The following is an 18,628-nucleotide window of genomic DNA, read 5'->3' as shown; positions in this document are numbered from 1 at the left end:
AAGTCGTGCCAGCGGCGTCTTGGTGAGAACGGAACTGGTGCGTAGACACTGCTTGCAGCGATAGCGACGTAACCCTCGACTCCAGCCCCAGGTAGCCAATTGCGCGGCCTCAGCCTGGCAGTGAGGGCAACATTGGCAAAGGGGAAGTTGAGTGGCCAACGAGGTGATGGGGTGCGGGGCGACGCTAGCGCAAGGTGAGTTGTGGGAAGAGAGACAGTAGGTGTTGAAAGGCTTGGGTATCAATGATAGAGGCTCTCAAGGTGATGACCTACTTCAAGATTAGCCTTTCAACACATAATTGGAACAGCGCCTTAATTAAAGGTAATTTTCTCATTGTGAACCCACACTGCAACTTCAATTCTTGAATGTAGGTTCAATTTTTTTAGAATGTTTTTCACATGGACTTTAACTGTTCCTTCAGAAATAAATAAACGCCTTGATATAAGTTTATTTGGTAAGCCTTGTGCAATTAACTTCAAAACATCTATTTCACGATGACTTAAAATCTGGAGGTTCTTATCTTTAAGTCTATCCTTTTTTCTGGACTGCATGCTTTCAATCAGGATTGCGGTAAGTTTAGGGCTTACAACCAGTTTTCCCATACATGCCTGTTCAATCGAGCTAATCAAATCCTCAGGCTCCATGTCTTTTAACAAATAACCATCCGCGCCAGCAATAATAGCATCAGAAACATCATCTTCGTAATCTGACACAGTGAAGATTACGATGCGACTAGATACGTTGTGTGCTCGTAATGACTTTAATGTATCTATACCACTAAATTCAGGCATGTTTAGATCTAACAATATTAAGTCAGGTTCGTACTCTAATGCTAACTGAACACCATCTTGTCCTGTGCTAGCCTCTGCTATAACGGTTAAAAAGGGGTTGGTACGTAAAAGTTGCTTAATTCCGTTACGTAGGACAGGATGATCATCAATTAGTAAAATTGAAAAGACATCCGCATTGGTTGCTAAAGATTTTTCCATGTGTGTTCCTCAAACAACGTGAAGGTCAATTTTCACTTGCGTCCGCTCATTAATAAATAAAATATTTTTTTCTTTTAGAAAAACCACCAAACCTGCTATAGCGTCCTCAAATTCAACTTCACCTTTCAGAATAACAATGACATGTTCCGCTAAGGCTCTTATATGTAGCTCAATTCGTGATGGAGACATGTCCATCCTCAGGCATTCAAACAATTTATTGAAGAAGTCCAGTATATATACTTCCTGTTCATATGAATAGTCTTCATAAAAATCTTTATAATCCAACCTAATATTAAAGCCATATGTGTCATTAAATAATACTATTGCATCTCTTAATAAGATTAATGTTTCTACCTTTTTATATGGCGTTCTGAATGTTGAAATCAATTTCCTGATATTTGAGTATGCTTCATTCAGCTCAGATCTCATCTCAGCAATATTCTCAACCTGAGAAGAATTGATGATTGTCGTGTCTCTTTGTAGGAGACTAATCTTAATCTTTAAATATGATAAGGATTGTGCTATTGAATCATGAAGTGTTTGAGCAATTGTGTTTCTTTCTTTAAATAAAATTAGTTGCTGCTGCTGCTGCTCCTTGTAGTGGAGAGATAAGGTTTGCGACAATAAATTGCAAAATGCAAATATAAGTTGTTCTGTATCATTTAATATAGTGACTTCATTTGAAAAGAAAAACTCTATGTAACCATAGTCATTATGCGCATCACCGATATTCCAGCGCCTGCTCTTATATTTATTGTCAGTGAATGTATTGGTATCAACGTTATTAATACATAATGAGCAACGTAAAGAGCTACAATGTGGTGGTCTCACGTTTTCACCAAAAGTAAATAAATGCTTTATTTCATTTTTATGTGGGTCGTAAATATATATTTTTATCTTACCAGCGCCTGTATATCCAATGAGCTCTCTCATAAAGGGAGCAACGACTTTGCAGCTAAGTTCTTGATTTTGAGATAATTTACAGCTTCGATAAAGAAATTCCAAATGTAAATTCTGTAAATTCAGCTTATGCGTTTTGTCGGCTACCATCTGTTCCAGATCGTTGTAGGTATGCTTAACAACCTCTGACATATTATTTAAAGCATTGCCAAGTTGCCACATCTCATCGCGGTAGTCGTGTGATACTGAATCAAATTTGGAACTAAAGTCACCATGCTGAATATTTTTAGCCATTGTCAACAATTTAGACCAAGGCCTAAAAAAACGTTTATTCAAACTATAAATGGCGATGAAAGAAAATAATATAACAATGAAAGAGGATGCTTTTTGAAGACCATTAATCACTACAATCTTAGACTCAGTTTTGTTCTCAATGTTTTTGATTATCTTCTGTAGTAAACTAATGAATTCTTTAGAGCTATTAATGCTTAATAGCGTTGCTACATCACCAGATTTTAAGTTGGAAAGAATGCCTTTTAATTTTGAACCCCACAAGACTTTTAATTTTATGTATTCTTGATTAAGGTTATGCTTTTCAGCAGCCTTGATGAATGAGGCATCATTAATAATTGATTCAACACTATTAACAGCTTGTGCTTTCTCATCTATAGACAGTGTTCCTGAGAGGAGTGAATATACTTTCATTCTAATTGAACCAATGCTATTTATCACATATGCATTACCCTGGATGCTTGATGACAAATAAATTGATGCACTCATATTAAATATGGATATGAAGCACAGTGTACATATAATTGATGTTATAGAAATTGTAATGGACAGCCTCTTCCAGTGCTTCAATAGTATGTTCACGATGTTGACACTTCCTAAGATTGTCATTAGTAGATATTTATACCTTTTGGGTACCCAAATAAAAATACCTCCAAATAAATACCCACAATATTCCAAACAATATTACGTTCGTGCTAAACAAGCACCGACACAGATTAACCATATGATATTTAAGTGTTTTTTGTTTTTACTACCTCCCTGAAGTAGGTAGTTAATGAAATATTCATACTATGTAATACATATGTTCAGTTGATCTAAATCAATAAAAAATATCCATTTAAATTGTCTATTGGGAATTGTGTACCCCCACACTAACCGGTGAGCAAAATGTCCATATATCAAAAATACAAAGATGGATGTGAATATAGTCACATAAATAAAAGAAAAAACAAGACGCTCGTTGATTGGAACCCTGATGACAAATGCTTTTGGGTTGAGAATGGTTCTCATATCGCAAGGAGAAACTTACTAGTCTCCATTCCTTGCCTGCTAATCTCATTCTCTGTTTGGATGATATTCAGTGTAGTAGCAATGAACTTGCCTTTAGCTGGCTTCAACTTTACAACAGATCAGTTGTTTCTGCTGACAGCACTCCCATCTCTTTCAGGTGCATTAGGACGGATTCCGTATTCATTTGTGATACCGGTATTTGGTGGCCGGAGATGGACTGCATTTAGCACCTTATTACTTATGATTCCTATGTCATGGTTAGCTATTGCAGTTCAAGATACCTCCACACAGTATTCAACGTTTCTGATAATCTCTCTATTATGTGGATTTGGTGGTGCCAACTTTGCATCCAGTATGGCTAACATCAGCTTGTTTTATCCCAAAACTCAACAAGGAAAGGCTCTTGGTTTAAATGGAGGGTTGGGCAACTTAGGCGTCAGTGTCATGCAGATACTTGTCCCTATTGTCATTTCTATAAATATCTTTGGCCCTTTCGGTTTAGGTCAGGGAAACCCCGACGCATCAATATGGCTTAGTAATGCGGCCTTAGTATGGATACCAATAATATTGATATTGAGCATCACAGCATGGCATTTTATGAATGATATTACAGCACCAAAAGCCTCATTAAAAGAACAATGGGAAATATTAAAACAAAAGCATCTTTGGATTATGAGTATTTTGTATTTAGCCGCCTTTGGATCATTCATTGGATTCTCTGCTGGGTTTGCAATGCTCGCTAAAACTCAATTTCCTGATGTAGAAATCATGAAATACGCATTCATAGGGCCATTGTTCGGTGCATTGATGAGACCAGTTGGTGGCATTTTATCGGATAGGCTGGGAGGTGTAAAAGTTACCTTTGTTAGTTTTTGCTTAATGGCTACGTTAGTTTCAGCTTTGTTTTCAACTCTCCCATCAGAGACAAGCCAGGGCAGCTTCATCTATTTTTTAGTTGTTTTTATGGCCCTCTTCTCATGCGCAGGGATTGGGAGTGGTTCTACATTTCAAATGATCGCCGTTCTGTTTAGAGGGATGATGATAAAAAGAAATATCAAACGGTATGATTCAGAAGTTCAAGCTATAAAGAAATCAGCAAATGATACGGCCACAGCGTTGGGATTTATCTCAGCCATAGGTGCGATTGGTGGTTTCTTTATTCCAAATGCATTCGGCTTATCAATAGCTCTCAGTGGAACGCCGATGAATGCGATGAAAGCTTTTTTACTCTTCTATGTTATTTGTGGGCTAATAACATGGTTTGTATATGGAAAAGAACTCAATAAATAGAACATTACTATTAATGCATGCGTATATGGAGCAGTAAAATGAGCAAGTTTCTTGACAGGTTTAATTATTTAAAGACATTAGGCGAAAAATTTTCTGGTGAACATGGCCAAACATACAATACGAACAGAGATTGGGAAGATGGTTATAGAGATCGCTGGCAACATGACAAAATTGTACGTTCAACACATGGCGTCAACTGTACAGGCTCATGCAGCTGGAAAATCTATGTAAAAAATGGCTTGGTTACATGGGAAACTCAGCAAACTGATTACCCAAGGACAAGACCAGATCTTCCAAACCATGAACCGCGTGGTTGCCCGAGAGGTGCAAGCTACTCATGGTATCTGTACAGTGCAAATCGACTGAAGTATCCGATGGTCAGGAAGGCACTGGTTGAACTTTGGCGAGAATCAAAAAGTAAGCACAAAGACCCTGTTTTAGCATGGGGTGCTATTGCTTCCGATAATAATGTATCCAAAAAGTATAAGGCTGCCCGAGGAAGAGGTGGTTTTGTTCGTAGCACTTGGAATGAAGTTAATGAGATCATTGCAGCAGCAAACATTTACACCGTAAAAGAGCATGGCCCAGATCGCGTTGTTGGCTTCTCACCAATCCCAGCGATGTCCATGGTGTCTTATGCCGCAGGTGCAAGATATTTATCGCTCATAGGTGGCTCTTGCCTTAGCTTCTATGACTGGTATTGCGATCTTCCTCCCGCATCACCGATGACTTGGGGAGAGCAAACAGACGTACCAGAGTCAGCAGATTGGTACAACTCCTCATACATCATAGCCTGGGGCTCAAATATTCCTCAGACTCGTACTCCTGATGCTCATTTCTTTACTGAAGTTAGATACAAAGGCACCAAAACTGTCGCCATAACTCCAGACTATGCTGAAGTAGCTAAGCTTTGTGATCATTGGCTTAACCCCAAACAAGGTACAGACAGTGCGTTAGCATTGGCTATGGGCCATGTCATCTTGAACGAGTTCCACGTTCAACATAAAAATGAATATTTTGTTAGTTACGCAAGGAAATATACCGATTTTCCGATGTTGGTCAGATTGACCAAACGACCAGACGGTAGCTATGAAGCAGGACGCTTCCTGAGAGCATCAGATTTGGTCAATAACATAGGTGAACAGAACAACCCCGAATGGAAGACCATAGCGATTGATGAGGTTTCTGGTGATCTGGTCGCGCCACAGGGCTCTATTGGCTATAGATGGGGAGAGGATGGAAAGTGGAATCTTGAAGAGACCGCGGGGCAGTCCAAGACACCAGTCACCTTGTCTGTTGGAATAAAGGAACATCAACATTTAGTTGAGGTGGCTTTCCCATATTTTGGTGGATTGGAAAGTGAGCATTTCACACCCGTTGAATTAGAAGAAGTTATCAGAAGGAAAATTCCGGCTAAATCCATCGTGTTGGCAGATGGAAGCGAAGAATTTGTGACCACCGTTTACGATCTCACCGTGGCTAACTATGGTGTTGAAAGAGGGTTTAATGACCCTAGCTGTGCACATACCTACAAGGAAGTGAAGGCATATTCACCCGCCTGGGCTGAAAAAATAACGGGTGTACCACAAGATGAGATCATCCGCATCGCTCGTGAGTTTGCTGATAATGCAGCTAAAACACATGGGCGTTCAATGATCATCGTTGGTGCAGGCATGAACCACTGGTATCACATGGATATGAATTACCGTGGCTTGATTAACATGCTGGTATTCTGTGGTTGCGTAGGGCAGAGCGGTGGCGGGTGGGCTCACTATGTAGGGCAAGAGAAACTTCGTCCTCAGACAGGCTGGCAACCGTTGGCTTTTGGCCTGGATTGGCAGAAGCCTCCACGTCACATGAATGGTACATCTTTCTTCTACAACCACTCTAGCCAGTGGCGATATGAGAAGTTAGATGCCCAAGAATTGCTTTCTCCTTTAGCAGATGCCAGTAAATATAGTAAGCATCTCATTGACATGAATGTGAAGGCAGAGCGGCTTGGTTGGCTTCCTTCAAGCCCTCAGCTGAATACTAACCCACTCGATATTGCTGAACGTGCAAAAGCGCTTGGGGTAACCCCTGTAGAGTTCACGGTTAACTCGCTGAAGGATGGCAGTATTCGCTTTGCTGCTGAATGCCCCGAAGACCATTATCCACGCAATATGTTTATTTGGAGATCAAACCTTCTTGGATCTTCAGGTAAAGGCCATGAATACATGCTCAAGTACCTGTTGGGCACAGAGCATGGCATTCAAGGGAAAGATCTTGGCTCATTCAGTGATAGCAGGCCGTCTGAAGTTGATTGGAAAGACACTCCAACCCAAGGCAAGCTTGATCTCGTTGTGACTCTGGATTTTCGGATGTCGAGTACCTGTCTGTTTTCAGACATCGTGTTGCCTACTGCAACCTGGTATGAAAAAGATGATATGAATACCTCGGATATGCATCCATTCATTCACCCATTGTCAGCAGCGGTAGATCCAGCCTGGGAAGCAAAATCCGACTGGGAAATTTACAAGGCAATTGCAAAGACTTTCTCTGAGCTCTGTAAAGGGCATCTTGGCGTTGAAACCGATGTGGTTACAATGCCAATGCAACATGACTCTCCAGCAGAAATAGCCCAGGCGTTTGAAGTAAAAGACTGGAAATTGGGTGAATGTGATCTCATTCCAGGAAAAACTGCACCACATATAATGACCGTTGAGCGAGATTATCCTAACACCTACGCAAGATTTACATCGTTAGGCCCACTCCTTGATAAACAAGGAAATGGTGGCAAGGGCATTAATTGGAACACAGAAACTGAGGTAGACCTCCTTAAAAAGCTTAACTACACACACCATGATGGCGCGAATGCTGGGCGGCCAAAGATTGACACTGCAATTGATGCGGCTGAAGTAATTCTTACTTTAGCCCCAGAGACTAATGGTCATGTGGCAGTTAAGGCCTGGAATGCATTAAGTAAGCTGACTGGCCGAGAACATGCACATCTTGCTATCAACAAGGAAGAGGAAAAAATTCGTTTCCGTGACATCCAGGCTCAGCCGAGAAAAATCATATCTAGTCCAACATGGTCTGGTTTGGAAGACGAGCATGTCTCGTATAACGCTGGTTATACAAACGTTCATGAGTTAATCCCATGGCGAACCATTACTGGTCGTCAACAGCTGTATCAGGATCACCAATGGATGCGTGATTTTGGCGAAAGTCTCATTTCATATCGACCACCAATCAATACCCAGACTATTAAAAATATTATGGGTAAGAAGGGTAACGGTAACAAAGAGAAAGCTCTGAACTGGATCACTCCGCACCAGAAATGGGGTATTCACTCAACATACAGCGAAAACTTGTTGATGCTTACGCTCTCTCGGGGTGGGCCAATTGTTTGGATAAGTGAAGATGACGCTAAAGATCTAAAAATTGAGGATAACGACTGGATCGAGGCATTTAATATCAATGGTTCATTAACTGCACGTGCAGTGGTGAGTCAGCGCGTCCCTGCTGGAATGGTAATGATGTACCACGCTCAAGAGCGTCTGGTGAATATTCCAGGCTCCGAAATAACAGGGCAACGTGGTGGGATTCATAACTCCGTTACTCGTGTCTGCCCTAAACCAACTCATATGATTGGCGGATATGCACATCAGGCTTATGGGTTTAATTATTATGGCACCGTAGGCTCTAACCGCGATGAGTTTGTTGTCGTCCGCCGCATGAATCAGGTTAAATGGCTTGATGACGAAAATAATGACTATACACAGGCTGACAATATGTACAGTAACAAGGCAGGGGAGAAGTAAAAATGAAAATTCGTGCGCAAATTGGAATGGTGCTAAACCTCGATAAATGCATCGGATGTCATACTTGCTCTGTTACTTGTAAGAACGTATGGACAAGTCGCGAGGGAATGGAATACGCCTGGTTTAACAACGTAGAAAGCAAGCCTGGTGTGGGCTATCCAAACGATTGGGAAAACCAGGATAAATGGAAGGGTGGCTGGGTTCGAAATATCAATGGAAAAATCGTTCCAAGAATGGGTAGCCGGATTGGCGTTTTAGCCAAGATTTTTAACAACCCTGACATGCCGACTATTGATGACTATTATGAGCCTTTCACCTTTGACTATGAGCATTTACATAATGCTAAACAAGGTGCGCATCAGCCAATAGCACGTCCACGTTCACTGATTACTGGTCAACGTATGGACAAGATCAACAGTGGCCCAAACTGGGAAGAAATCCTGGGCGGAGAGTTCACTAAGCGTTCACAGGACTACAATTTCAACCACATCCAAAAGGAGATGTATGGACAGTTTGAAAATACGTTCATGATGTATCTCCCTCGGCTTTGTGAACATTGCTTGAATCCGGCATGTGTGGCTACTTGCCCTAGTGGGGCAATATATAAACGCGAAGAAGATGGCATTGTTCTTATTGACCAAGACAAATGTCGTGGTTGGCGTATGTGTCTTACCGGTTGCCCCTACAAGAAGATTTACTTTAACTGGAAAAGTGGTAAATCTGAAAAATGTATCTTCTGCTACCCCAGAATTGAGTCTGGTCAACCAACCGTCTGCTCTGAAACATGTGTAGGACGAATTAGATATCTGGGAGTAATCCTTTATGATGCAGATCGTATTGAGCAAGCAGCCTCAACTGAGAATGACAAGGATTTATACAACAAGCAACTGGAGATTTTCTTAAATCCACATGATCCGGCCATCATTGAAGAAGCTTTAAAGCAAGGCATCACTCAAAATGTTCTCGATGCTGCTCAGAAGTCTCCTGTGTACAAGATGGCGATGGAATGGAAGCTTGCACTCCCATTACACCCTGAGTATCGCACGTTACCAATGGTATGGTATGTACCACCTCTTTCTCCTATCCAATCAGCCAAAGATGCAGGCTATTTAGGTGATGATGGTGTTCTGCCAGATATATCTAGCTTGCGAATTCCTTTACAGTATTTGGCGAATCTGTTGACCGCTGGCGATATAGCACCAGTTAAGAGTGCTCTGAATCGGATGTTGGCAATGCGTCATTATAAGCGAGCTGAAACTGTAGATAAAAAAGTGGATATCAGCGCATTAGAGCAGGTTGGTTTAACTGAACACCAAGCGCAGGAAATGTATCGTTATTTGGCTATAGCTAACTATGAAGACCGCTTTGTAGTTCCTTCCAGCCATCGCGAGCTAGCACGAGAAGCATTTCCTGAAGCTAAAGGATGTGGCTTTAGTTTTGGTGATGGTTGTAAAGGTAGCGATACCAAGTATAACCTGTTTAATAGCCAGAGAATTAACGCTATTAATGTCTCTTCAAATCCAAGTGAGGATAAAAAATGAAATCCTTAAAGATTATATCAATCCTCTTGGACTACCCAGATATTGATCTGTGGGAAAACAAAGATGAAATCTTTGATTCCATAGCGGAATGTAATGAACTGGCATCGGAACAAAAATCATCAATATATGATTTTGTAACATATGCGTTTGATCGTTCTCTACTTTCATTCCAAGAAATATATTGCGATATCTTCGACCGTGGCCGTTCCACCTCTCTGCTTCTTTTTGAGCATGTTCATGGTGAGTCACGTGATCGCGGACAAGCAATGGTAGACCTGCTTAAGCAATATGAGGATGCTGGATTTTCTCTTAATAAGAGAGAATTACCGGACTTTCTTCCTGTTTACTTGGAATACCTTTCAACAAGGAATAACGCTGAGATCATAGAGGGGTTATGTTTCATCACTCCGATCTTGGGGTTGCTTAAAGAGCGGCTACTCAAAAGAGAAAGCAAATATCACGTGCTATTTAGTGTGCTGATTGAGCTATCCATGACAGAGTACGATAGTGCTCTTATAAGCATACAAGTTATGAAAGAGGCTGATGATGCAACACCTGCTGCGTTAGATTCTGTTTGGGAAGAAGAGCAGGTGAAGTTTCTAGGGGGAGATTCATGCCCTAGTTCAATTCAATCAATTCATAGTAACCGATTTAAGAATGCAGTCGTACCACAGTACCTTGAAATTGGTGAGGCAAACAAATGAACTATATTCATAGCTTCTTCTTTGATATATACCCATATATTGCAGTTACCATTTTTCTACTTGGTAGTTGGGTTCGTTACGATTATGGGCAGTACACTTGGCGAGCAGGATCAAGCCAGTTGCTTGATAACTCGAATATGAGGTTGGCATCTGGACTGTTTCACATTGGTATTCTTGGTATCATCTTTGGCCACTTTTTTGGTCTATTGACACCTCACTGGATATATGAGTCATTCTTATCATTGCAAGCAAAGCAACTTATAGCAATGTTTGCTGGCGGTGTCTTTGGTGCAATGACGTTGTACGGTGGATATCTGCTCTTAAAGCGGCGTCTGACAAACGTAAGGGTCAGAGCAACATCATCAACTGCGGATATTTTGATTTTGGTATTATTAGTTTCCCAGGCAGCGCTTGGTCTTCTGACAATTCCATTTTCTGCCTTCCATCTTGACGGCAGTGTCATGATGAAGCTCGTAAGTTGGGCGCAAGATGTTGTGACGTTCCAAACAGGGGCCTCTAAAAATTTAGAAGGGGTATCTTTTATCTACAAAATTCATATGATTTTAGGTATGACTTTGTTTGTTGTCTTTCCATTCTGTCGATTAGTACACGTTTGGAGCGTACCGCTTGAGTATTTAACTAGACGCATCCAGATCGTAAGGTCTCGTCGGTAACATGATTAGGGTAGTAGTCGCAGTGTAAACTGCGACTACTATTTATCAGGTGTAGTATGGTATATCATGTATCAAATAAAAAGTTTGTGACTAAGTTAGTCGAACCTTTCTTTGTTGCTATTTTCTGGCCGATGCTGCTGTTGTTGGCATCCGAAGTTTCTGGTTTATCAATAACCGAAGAGTTATATCGAAATACTGTTTTATTCTCATTTCTAGTCTTTATTATCACAGCGGCTATAAACATGAGATATATTTATGTCGCAAGAAAAGTAAAGCTGGAATTAAGCCCTGATGGTATTGAATATCATTGTCATAAAAAGCATTTATTTTTCCCATGGCGTCAAATATCCTTGATTAAATTGGTCGAAAGCAAACCTGGCTCTAGAGTGATACACATCCTTCCTGATAACGAAAGTATTGATTTAATCCTTTTCGCAGACCACGAAAAAATATATTCACAAATCATATTTTATTGTAAGCAGTTCAATGTGAATTATGACTAGAGTATTCTGGTAATTAAGTATGAGCAATTCACTTGCTCATACTCTTAGTACATAATATTTTTTACTGGTCAGCATCATAGTTTTCATTCAGTGCTGTAATACGTGCTACTTGGAAAGTATTTTGAAGCGATTGTAATTCTGTTTTATGCTGCTGTGCCAATTGCTGTAAATATTCTCTCCCTTTGTCTGTTAAATACACATCTACTTTGCGCTTGTCATTTTCATTTTTCCGCCGTTCAACAAGGTCCAACTCCTCACATCGCGTAAGTAAAGCTACGGTAGCATGATGACTCATTTGTAGCCTTTCCGCTAGTTCACCCACGCTTGCCCAGTTGCGCCCTGGGTATCCTTGAATGTGCAGGAGGGATAAATATTGTAATGGTGTGAGCCCGAGCTCCTTGGCCGCAGTTTCACTAAAGTGAAGAAAACGCTTTAACTGATAGCGAAACTCAGAAAGTGCCTCAAATTGAGCTTTTGTTAGCATAGCTTACTCGGTTGTTGACTTCTTAGGTGAAATACAATAAGTTCAATTATATCACATTGTGATATATAATTTGTAGTGTTTCTGTTACAAAGGAGATGGCAATGCATAAGCAAGTTCACCCAAAATCACTTTATTGGGGAAACACCGTAATTCTACTGAGTACCATCGATGATACTGATACAACTAACATTACACCAATATCATCGAGTTGGTCTCTTTCGAATAATATTGTCATCGGCCTCAGTCTAAATTCAAAGGCTATCGAAAACATTGAGAATTGTCCAGAAGTCGTATTGAATGTTGCATCAGACAACCTTTCGGATAGAATTGAATCTATTGCCAAATTGACCGGAAAGGATCCTGTCCCATCTGAAAAGATAGGTTTCAGTTATTGTGGTAATAAATTTGCTCTTGGTGGATTTACAGAGCTGGCGTCCTGTACCGTTAAACCATCTCGTATCCAAGAATGTTTAATTCAGGTCGAGTGTTTAGTTGAACATATAACAAAGCGCAATAATTTTGCTATCGTTGAATTGCGAGCCACTCATGTGCATGCAGATGCATCTTTACTTAAAAAAGATGACGTTATTGACGCGGATTTGTGGAGCCCTCTGATTTATAATTTCAGGAGTTACCACGGAATTACCAGCGCTATTGCTAGAAACTTTAAATTTGATAATTGATTTCGCAGATGCCCTATTTATTAAGGGCATCTTCATGGGACTATGATTTTTAAAGGATGTTTTATGAGTGAATGTTTACGTTCTTTACCATTGGTTTATTCATGCTCTGGTTGTTCAAGTGCAGCGCAGATGGCAAACTATATGGCTATTCAGCTAGATAAACGAGGTGATGCAGAAATGTCCTGCATTGCAGGTGTTGGTGGAAACGTAAAGCATTTAGTCCGTATAGCAAAGTCTGGTAGATCGATCATTGCTATCGATGGGTGTCCTTTACAATGTGTCAAAAGTTGCTTGGCTATTCACAATCTCACTCCTACAAATCATGTATTATTGAATGAGCATGGAGTCAAAAAACTTCAAAAAACAGATTTCGATTTTAATGAAGCGGATAGGCTTGTTTTTGAAATCGCACAGTCATTAACTCTTCTATAAGAGGATGCTCCTAAAATTTATCGGTATGTATTATTCATACGTGGCTATAGATATGGGGTACCACCTATCCGATTACCCATGATCTTCCCGATATGGCATCAGATGGATTTCCTCTATCGTGTGGTTCAATTCAACCAGCATGCTCTTGATGCCAAAACGATGCTTAAATCGGAAGCATCATTCCGTCAGATGATTTGGTAGAGGCTTGGTTCCAAGCGTATGGCAACTGCTCCGCAGCGAGTTCTGCACATTCCCTATTATCGTGCTTACCCAGTTGAACGCAAGATGCTCCAGTAAATCCAGGTTGCCTCCAGTGACGACACTCAGGTACTCACAGTTGGCTTCCTTGACTGCCCTGAAACGGGATAACTCATCAGATATCACGGCACTCCCGTTAGCAAGATGTCGTTTAGCCCACTTGCCAATGGTCTTAGTTTTGAACCCATCAACCACCGTCATCCACATTTTGATTGGATTTCTTTCCTTCTTCAGGGACACTGCCGCCACAAAGGTGTCTTGCAAACGGTACCACAACCCCGCTTGCCACCACGGCGTTCACTGCCCCAGTAGACATCATCGAGTTGAATGATACCGCTGATGGGATGCTTGTCGTCAGACTCCTTCATCGCTTGCAGCAGCTTGTGCTTGAGCATCCAGGCGAGATCTCCGTCGCTCGTTGGTAGAGACGGCGATGTCCCGGTTCAAACAGCTGATGGTGGGAAGAATCAGTCAACGAAACTACAACGACCAAGTGGGGGAAGTGATGGCGTATGTGAGTGTGATAAACAAACTGACGACCTTGGCCTGCCGGTCAGAAAGCCCAAGTGTAACGGTCACTTGGGGCTGGGGAAGCTACGTTTTTACGACTGATTTGGGAAGCAACGCCGTTCGGAGTGACTGCTAATCATGGGTAATCAGGAATCGTTGTTAGAGTTATAATTTTAGAAAATGGCTCATACCCTTTATGACCGTTATATTTGCCTGCTCCATTGCAGCTAAAGCAGAAAGTGCCCCATCGTAATCGCCATTATGGAAACGAGCTACCGCATTTCTGGCATTGTCATGTACAGCTTGATGTGGTTTTTCCATCTCGCGATAACCTGATGATTTAGAGAAACTGGCTTTACCTTCACCAGCGTAATACCACTGGCCGAGTCGACACTCAGTGTAATCAGGAAGCTGCTCCGCAGTTAGGTTGGATAATCCCATTAATACTTTATACACTTCTAATTTAAGACTGAGTTCTTCCAGATTGGCTAATTCCGCATTGGAAAGCAGCGAAGCTCCTGTAATTGATTGCTCTAAATTTTGCGAAAGCTCCGTTAATTGCGACATGCCATTAGTTGCAGAAAGACTATCTGCACTGTAACGACGAGCATTGATGGCGCCTTGTTCCATAACGTTTTTGGCCTGTTGGGTATCGGACTGGATTTCGCTTACCAACCCAGCAATTTCTGTTGTCGCTTTGCTGGTCCGCTCCGCCAGACTTCTAACCTCATCAGCCACTACAGCAAATCCGCGCCCTTGTTCGCCAGCGCGGGCGGCTTCAATTGCTGCATTTAACGCTAATAAATTTGTTTGATCGGCAATACCTTTTATTAATTGAACAATACCATTGATTTGACTAGCGCGCTCATGTAGCGAGGCCACATTTTCTGAGGCTGCCGTAATTTGTTCAAACATCGTGTGCAGATTGTTAGCCATTTGCTGAAAAGCAAGACGATTTGTTTCTGATTCCCGAGAGGATGAAATAGCAGTTATTTTTTGTTGATTCAGCTGTACAGCTAGGCCCAAAAAAGAATCACCGAGCCCATGTAGTGATTGCCCAAAATTTGCAATATTGGTAAACATTCCAAGGAAAAATCGCTCTCTAGATTGTGTATTCCTTAGCCTTATCTGAATTTCTTGACTTTCTTCGCATGCTATCTTATAGCTGGATTGTAACTGCTCTATCTCTTCTTTTAGCATCTGATTTTCATCAGATAAGATCTGATATTGTTGTTTAAGCTTTAAGCCAAACATAAGTTACCTCGAAAACATAATGCGCATTTAAAAACATTCACGTTGCCAATTAAACTATGGAACGTAGATAAAATGAAGTGATTTATGCGCGTTCTAAACAATAAAAATGGGTTCCAGCCTATCCAGAAGCCGCCCAGGTAGGGTAATTTTTAATACAGCACGGATTCAAATGTGATAAACATATTAGTTGATTAGATATATATTTTTGTTTACAATATAAGCAAGTGTGTTTATGAGCGATACTGATAGATAAAAAAGATGGATCGTAAACATTACCTACTTTATGAACAATAACTACCACAAGAGACCACAAGAGATTCTTGCTGCCAACCTTAATTCTCGTTTCCGATTAAACCTATTTTTAAGTTCGATATTATGGATGAACATGCATTGAACAAATGCTTTCTCTTATTTTCTCACAAAGTCAACATAACCAAAATACGCGACTACCAAATCCACGGGGATATGCAGATATCCCCGAGAATAATAGATGACTGGTCATTAATTGGTGGTGGCGTTTGCGAATAAAATATTATTTTCCAAATGAATATGTTGCATCAGGTCTTCTCGCAATTGTGTCAGGCCGGTATAGAGTGCACGCCATGTCACGCAAGCGTCTACCGGAGGCGTAATGTCATTGGTCAGGTGCATTATTTCGTCCAAACATTCACCATGCTGTTCATGTTCAATACGCATCATAGCAATTGGGCCTTGTACTGAGTTGTTAAGACCCTTTTTCAGCATAGGGAATAGGATCTGCTCTTCTTTCTGCATGTGACCTTCCAGCTCCCGCAGCATATCAACCAGATGAGCCCCCAGACCTAACGGACAGCCTATTTTATCCGCATGGACATGTTCCACTCGATTTGTAAGGCGGATCAGTTCTGGTAATTGAATTCGATGCAGAGCATGGAAGCGTTCCAGGATAAAATCAATTAGCGCAGAAGGTGTTGCAGTACGCCAATCAATTTCGTGGCTTGGTAACTGTTGTACTTGCTCTAATTCAGTAATAACCAGCGTGGCATCGAGGTTACGGTGAGCGATGGCATCTTTTAACGGTTGTTGACCACCGCAGCAAAAATCTAGTTTAAATTTGTGGAATACTCGTGTTGCACCAGGAATTTCACAAGCAATATTGGCAATAGTTTGTTCGAGTAAGACCATGAAAGCGCTCCTTGATAAATAATAGAGTAATTTTATCTCGATAAGTTAAAGCATAAATCATGCCATATCTAATACATTGAAATATATGGATTATATATTTTTGTGGTGTTTTTTACCATCTCCTGATAGGGTTAAAAAAACCATTTCTGGTAATAAATACCATGTTTGAAACATCATTGTTACTTGATCTCACTACTGAACTACCGCGTTCCGTTCGACAGGAGCGGCTGGTTTCCGCGATTCGAACTAATTTTGGTTGTAGTGCAGTTGGTTTATTGAAATTGGATGGTGATTGCCTTTGTCCTGTGGCAGTGGATGGCTTAGTGTATGAAACATTGGGGCGCCGTTTTGTCGTGGCACAGCACCCTCGTCTGGCCACTATTTTATCCAGTCGTTCAGCAGTGCGATTTGAACCGGAAAGCCTGTTACCTGATCCATATGATGGTTTACTGGACTCACAACGTGGGCTGCCATTACCCGTACATGATTGCATGGGGATCAGCCTCTATCTAGGAGGGCAATTGTGGGGCGCATTAACGCTAGATGCTTTTGAGGGTTTTGTTTTTGACGATGAAGCAGTTGATAAATTAACGCACAGTGCTTCTCTGACTGAAGTGGTGATACGTATGAGCCGTTTAGAAGAAGAGATTCTAGCGTTACGAGTTGGTAATCGAGCATCAGAAGCGTTATTGCTGGGTGAACAAAATACTAGTGATGGTGAAATCATTGGGCAAAGTGCGATTTTGCTGAAGTTATTGCATGAGCTGGATGTGGTAGCAGATTCCGAACTTCCCGTGTTGTTGCTGGGCGAGACTGGTGTAGGAAAAGAGCTATTTGCTCGCCGCTTACACAGTAAATCACCACGACATATTGCACCGCTGATCCATGTCAATTGTGCGGCATTACCAGAGTCACTCGCGGAAAGTGAACTGTTTGGTCATGTTAAAGGTGCATTTTCTGGTGCGATAAGCGATCGCCCCGGTCGATTTGAAGCAGCACATGGCGGTACGCTTTTTCTCGATGAGGTTGGTGAATTACCACTGACTGTGCAGGCTAAATTGCTACGCACGTTACAGAATGGCGAGATCCAACGACTCGGTACAGATCAGCAGCAGAAAGTCGATGTTCGGATCATTGCGGCAACCAATCGACAGTTGCATGAGCAGGTAAGAGAAGGGCAATTCCGGGCTGATTTGTACCATCGGTTGTCGGTTTATCCAGTGCCGATCCCCCCACTGCGGAAGCGTGATAACGATGTGTTATTACTGGCAGGGAATTTTCTAGAGCTAAACCGTGCCCGTCTTGGTTTTCGTAGCCTGCGATTATCACGCGAAGCAGAACAGGCTTTGTTTACTTATGACTGGCCGGGCAATGTACGCGAACTAGAGCATGTGATCAGCCGGGCTGCTTTGCGTGCACTCAGTCGGGGAGCTGTCAGAACAGAAATTGTCACATTGGAACCAGAGCATCTGGCATTGGATGCCAACGCGATTTGTTCGACAAAAACCGAACATATACTGTTGTCACAGGTTTCGCATGATGAACAGACTGTATCGCTAAAGATTGCCGTGGATGGTTATCAGCGTAAGGTTATAAGTCAGACTTTGGATGCCTGTCAGGGCAATTGGGCTAATGTGGCTCGTCGGTTAGTTCTTGACCCAAGTAATTTGCATAAACTGGCTAAACGGTTAGGCTTAAAATAACGTTGATACCGTTAAATCTGTTCACGCGGCTTTCCCAGAAACCACTTGGTCAGAGACAGTTTGACATTGGCAAAATCGTATATATGACCGTTGTCATCAAAAGTACGAGTCATCAGGATTCTTGCCATCTCTATCCTACCCACAAATGGATCTATGTATAAAAGCACATCAGTTTATTCAGTTAAATTGGATGCTTTAACTACATCAGTAGTTACAACACTTTCATGAAAAATCATACACTTACATTTTATTGTTTTGAACTTCGTCAAGTTCCAATTGGATTTAGATGTATGACCACTCCCCAGGTGAGCTCATTGAGCTTTAGAGGGTGCGTAGGAGCGGGCTGGTAATCAGGGAGGGGGGATGGATGCAGTACGGTGGAAGGCTCTGATATTGATACCAAAGGAAGGGCGCACGAAAGTAGCGTAAACAAG

14 protein-coding genes and 4 pseudogenes are annotated in these 18,628 nt (G+C 41.5%); 10 read left to right on the top strand and 8 right to left on the bottom strand.

Going from position 1 to position 18,628, the window contains the following annotated elements; genetic code table 11:
- The 3 genes and pseudogenes from AACR77_RS18950 to AACR77_RS18940 form a co-directional block, all read right to left on the bottom strand.
- A pseudogene (locus tag AACR77_RS18950) lies at window positions 1-244 on the bottom strand (IS1595 family transposase); the annotation flags it as partial.
- Window positions 245-311: 67 nt separating this feature from the next.
- Window positions 312-989, bottom strand: a complete 678-nt coding sequence (gene narL, locus AACR77_RS18945; RefSeq protein WP_081999325.1) for a two-component system response regulator NarL — start codon at window positions 987-989, stop codon at window positions 312-314.
- 9 nt (window positions 990-998) lie between these two features.
- Complete coding sequence (locus tag AACR77_RS18940; protein WP_162513460.1) at window positions 999-2,594, bottom strand: histidine kinase; 1,596 nt, start codon at window positions 2,592-2,594, stop codon at window positions 999-1,001.
- 474 nt (window positions 2,595-3,068) lie between these two features.
- On the opposite strand from AACR77_RS18940, the gene AACR77_RS18935 reads away from it, so the two are divergent.
- The 6 genes from AACR77_RS18935 (at window position 3,069) to AACR77_RS18910 (ending at window position 11,706) form a co-directional block, all read left to right on the top strand.
- Window positions 3,069-4,481: a NarK family nitrate/nitrite MFS transporter gene (locus AACR77_RS18935; protein ID WP_081999323.1), complete on the top strand. Its 1,413-nt coding sequence runs from the start codon at window positions 3,069-3,071 to the stop codon at window positions 4,479-4,481.
- Window positions 4,482-4,519: 38 nt separating this feature from the next.
- Complete coding sequence (locus tag AACR77_RS18930; protein ID WP_042878717.1) at window positions 4,520-8,284, top strand: nitrate reductase subunit alpha; 3,765 nt, start codon at window positions 4,520-4,522, stop codon at window positions 8,282-8,284.
- A gap of 2 nt (window positions 8,285-8,286) precedes the next feature.
- Window positions 8,287-9,825 (top strand): nitrate reductase subunit beta, encoded by a 1,539-nt coding sequence (gene narH, locus AACR77_RS18925; protein WP_081999322.1) that lies wholly within the window; start codon window positions 8,287-8,289, stop codon window positions 9,823-9,825.
- On the top strand, window positions 9,822-10,529 hold the full coding sequence (narJ, locus tag AACR77_RS18920) for a nitrate reductase molybdenum cofactor assembly chaperone (protein ID WP_042878715.1): 708 nt from the start codon (window positions 9,822-9,824) through the stop codon (window positions 10,527-10,529). The genes narH and narJ overlap by 4 nt, the downstream gene beginning before the upstream one ends.
- Complete coding sequence (narI, locus tag AACR77_RS18915; protein ID WP_081999321.1) at window positions 10,526-11,203, top strand: respiratory nitrate reductase subunit gamma; 678 nt, start codon at window positions 10,526-10,528, stop codon at window positions 11,201-11,203. Before narJ ends, narI begins: the two co-directional genes overlap by 4 nt.
- 86 nt (window positions 11,204-11,289) lie before the next feature.
- Window positions 11,290-11,706, top strand: a complete 417-nt coding sequence (locus AACR77_RS18910; protein ID WP_139739337.1) for a hypothetical protein — start codon at window positions 11,290-11,292, stop codon at window positions 11,704-11,706.
- 61 nt (window positions 11,707-11,767) lie between these two features.
- On the opposite strand, the gene AACR77_RS18905 is transcribed toward AACR77_RS18910, so the two are convergent.
- Window positions 11,768-12,190: a MarR family winged helix-turn-helix transcriptional regulator gene (locus AACR77_RS18905; RefSeq protein WP_081999320.1), complete on the bottom strand. Its 423-nt coding sequence runs from the start codon at window positions 12,188-12,190 to the stop codon at window positions 11,768-11,770.
- A gap of 101 nt (window positions 12,191-12,291) precedes the next feature.
- Here AACR77_RS18905 and AACR77_RS18900 point away from each other — a divergent pair, with 101 nt between their 5' ends.
- Entirely contained in the window at window positions 12,292-12,873 is a 582-nt protein-coding gene (locus tag AACR77_RS18900) for a flavin reductase family protein (protein ID WP_162513459.1), read from the top strand.
- A 63-nt stretch (window positions 12,874-12,936) separates the two neighbouring features.
- On the top strand, window positions 12,937-13,305 hold the full coding sequence (locus AACR77_RS18895) for a putative zinc-binding protein (protein WP_081999318.1): 369 nt from the start codon (window positions 12,937-12,939) through the stop codon (window positions 13,303-13,305).
- Between the two features lie 72 nt (window positions 13,306-13,377).
- On the opposite strand, the pseudogene AACR77_RS18890 reads toward AACR77_RS18895, so the two are convergent.
- A pseudogene (locus AACR77_RS18890) lies at window positions 13,378-13,970 on the bottom strand (IS1595 family transposase); the annotation flags it as partial.
- 2 nt (window positions 13,971-13,972) lie between these two features.
- Here AACR77_RS18890 and AACR77_RS18885 point away from each other — a divergent pair.
- A pseudogene (locus AACR77_RS18885) lies at window positions 13,973-14,175 on the top strand (hypothetical protein); the annotation flags it as partial.
- A 63-nt stretch (window positions 14,176-14,238) separates the two neighbouring features.
- Here AACR77_RS18885 and AACR77_RS18880 read toward each other — a convergent pair.
- From AACR77_RS18880 to ytfE, 3 genes and pseudogenes are all read right to left on the bottom strand, one after another.
- Complete coding sequence (locus tag AACR77_RS18880) at window positions 14,239-14,640, bottom strand: CZB domain-containing protein (protein WP_410488169.1); 402 nt, start codon at window positions 14,638-14,640, stop codon at window positions 14,239-14,241.
- A pseudogene (locus tag AACR77_RS18875) lies at window positions 14,641-14,988 on the bottom strand (methyl-accepting chemotaxis protein); the annotation flags it as partial.
- Between the two features lie 840 nt (window positions 14,989-15,828).
- Complete coding sequence (ytfE, locus tag AACR77_RS18870; protein WP_042878713.1) at window positions 15,829-16,491, bottom strand: iron-sulfur cluster repair protein YtfE; 663 nt, start codon at window positions 16,489-16,491, stop codon at window positions 15,829-15,831.
- Window positions 16,492-16,652: 161 nt separating this feature from the next.
- Here ytfE and norR point away from each other — a divergent pair, with 161 nt between their 5' ends.
- A complete protein-coding gene (norR, locus tag AACR77_RS18865; RefSeq protein WP_081999316.1) occupies window positions 16,653-18,194 on the top strand; it encodes a nitric oxide reductase transcriptional regulator NorR in 1,542 nt (513 codons plus the stop codon).
- The last annotated feature ends 434 nt before the right edge of the window (window positions 18,195-18,628 follow it).

It is taken from the genome of Aeromonas sp. ZOR0002, assembly GCF_963866995.1.
GTDB lineage: Bacteria > Pseudomonadota > Gammaproteobacteria > Enterobacterales > Aeromonadaceae > Aeromonas > Aeromonas caviae.
This window is presented reverse-complemented; position numbering and strand designations above follow the sequence as displayed.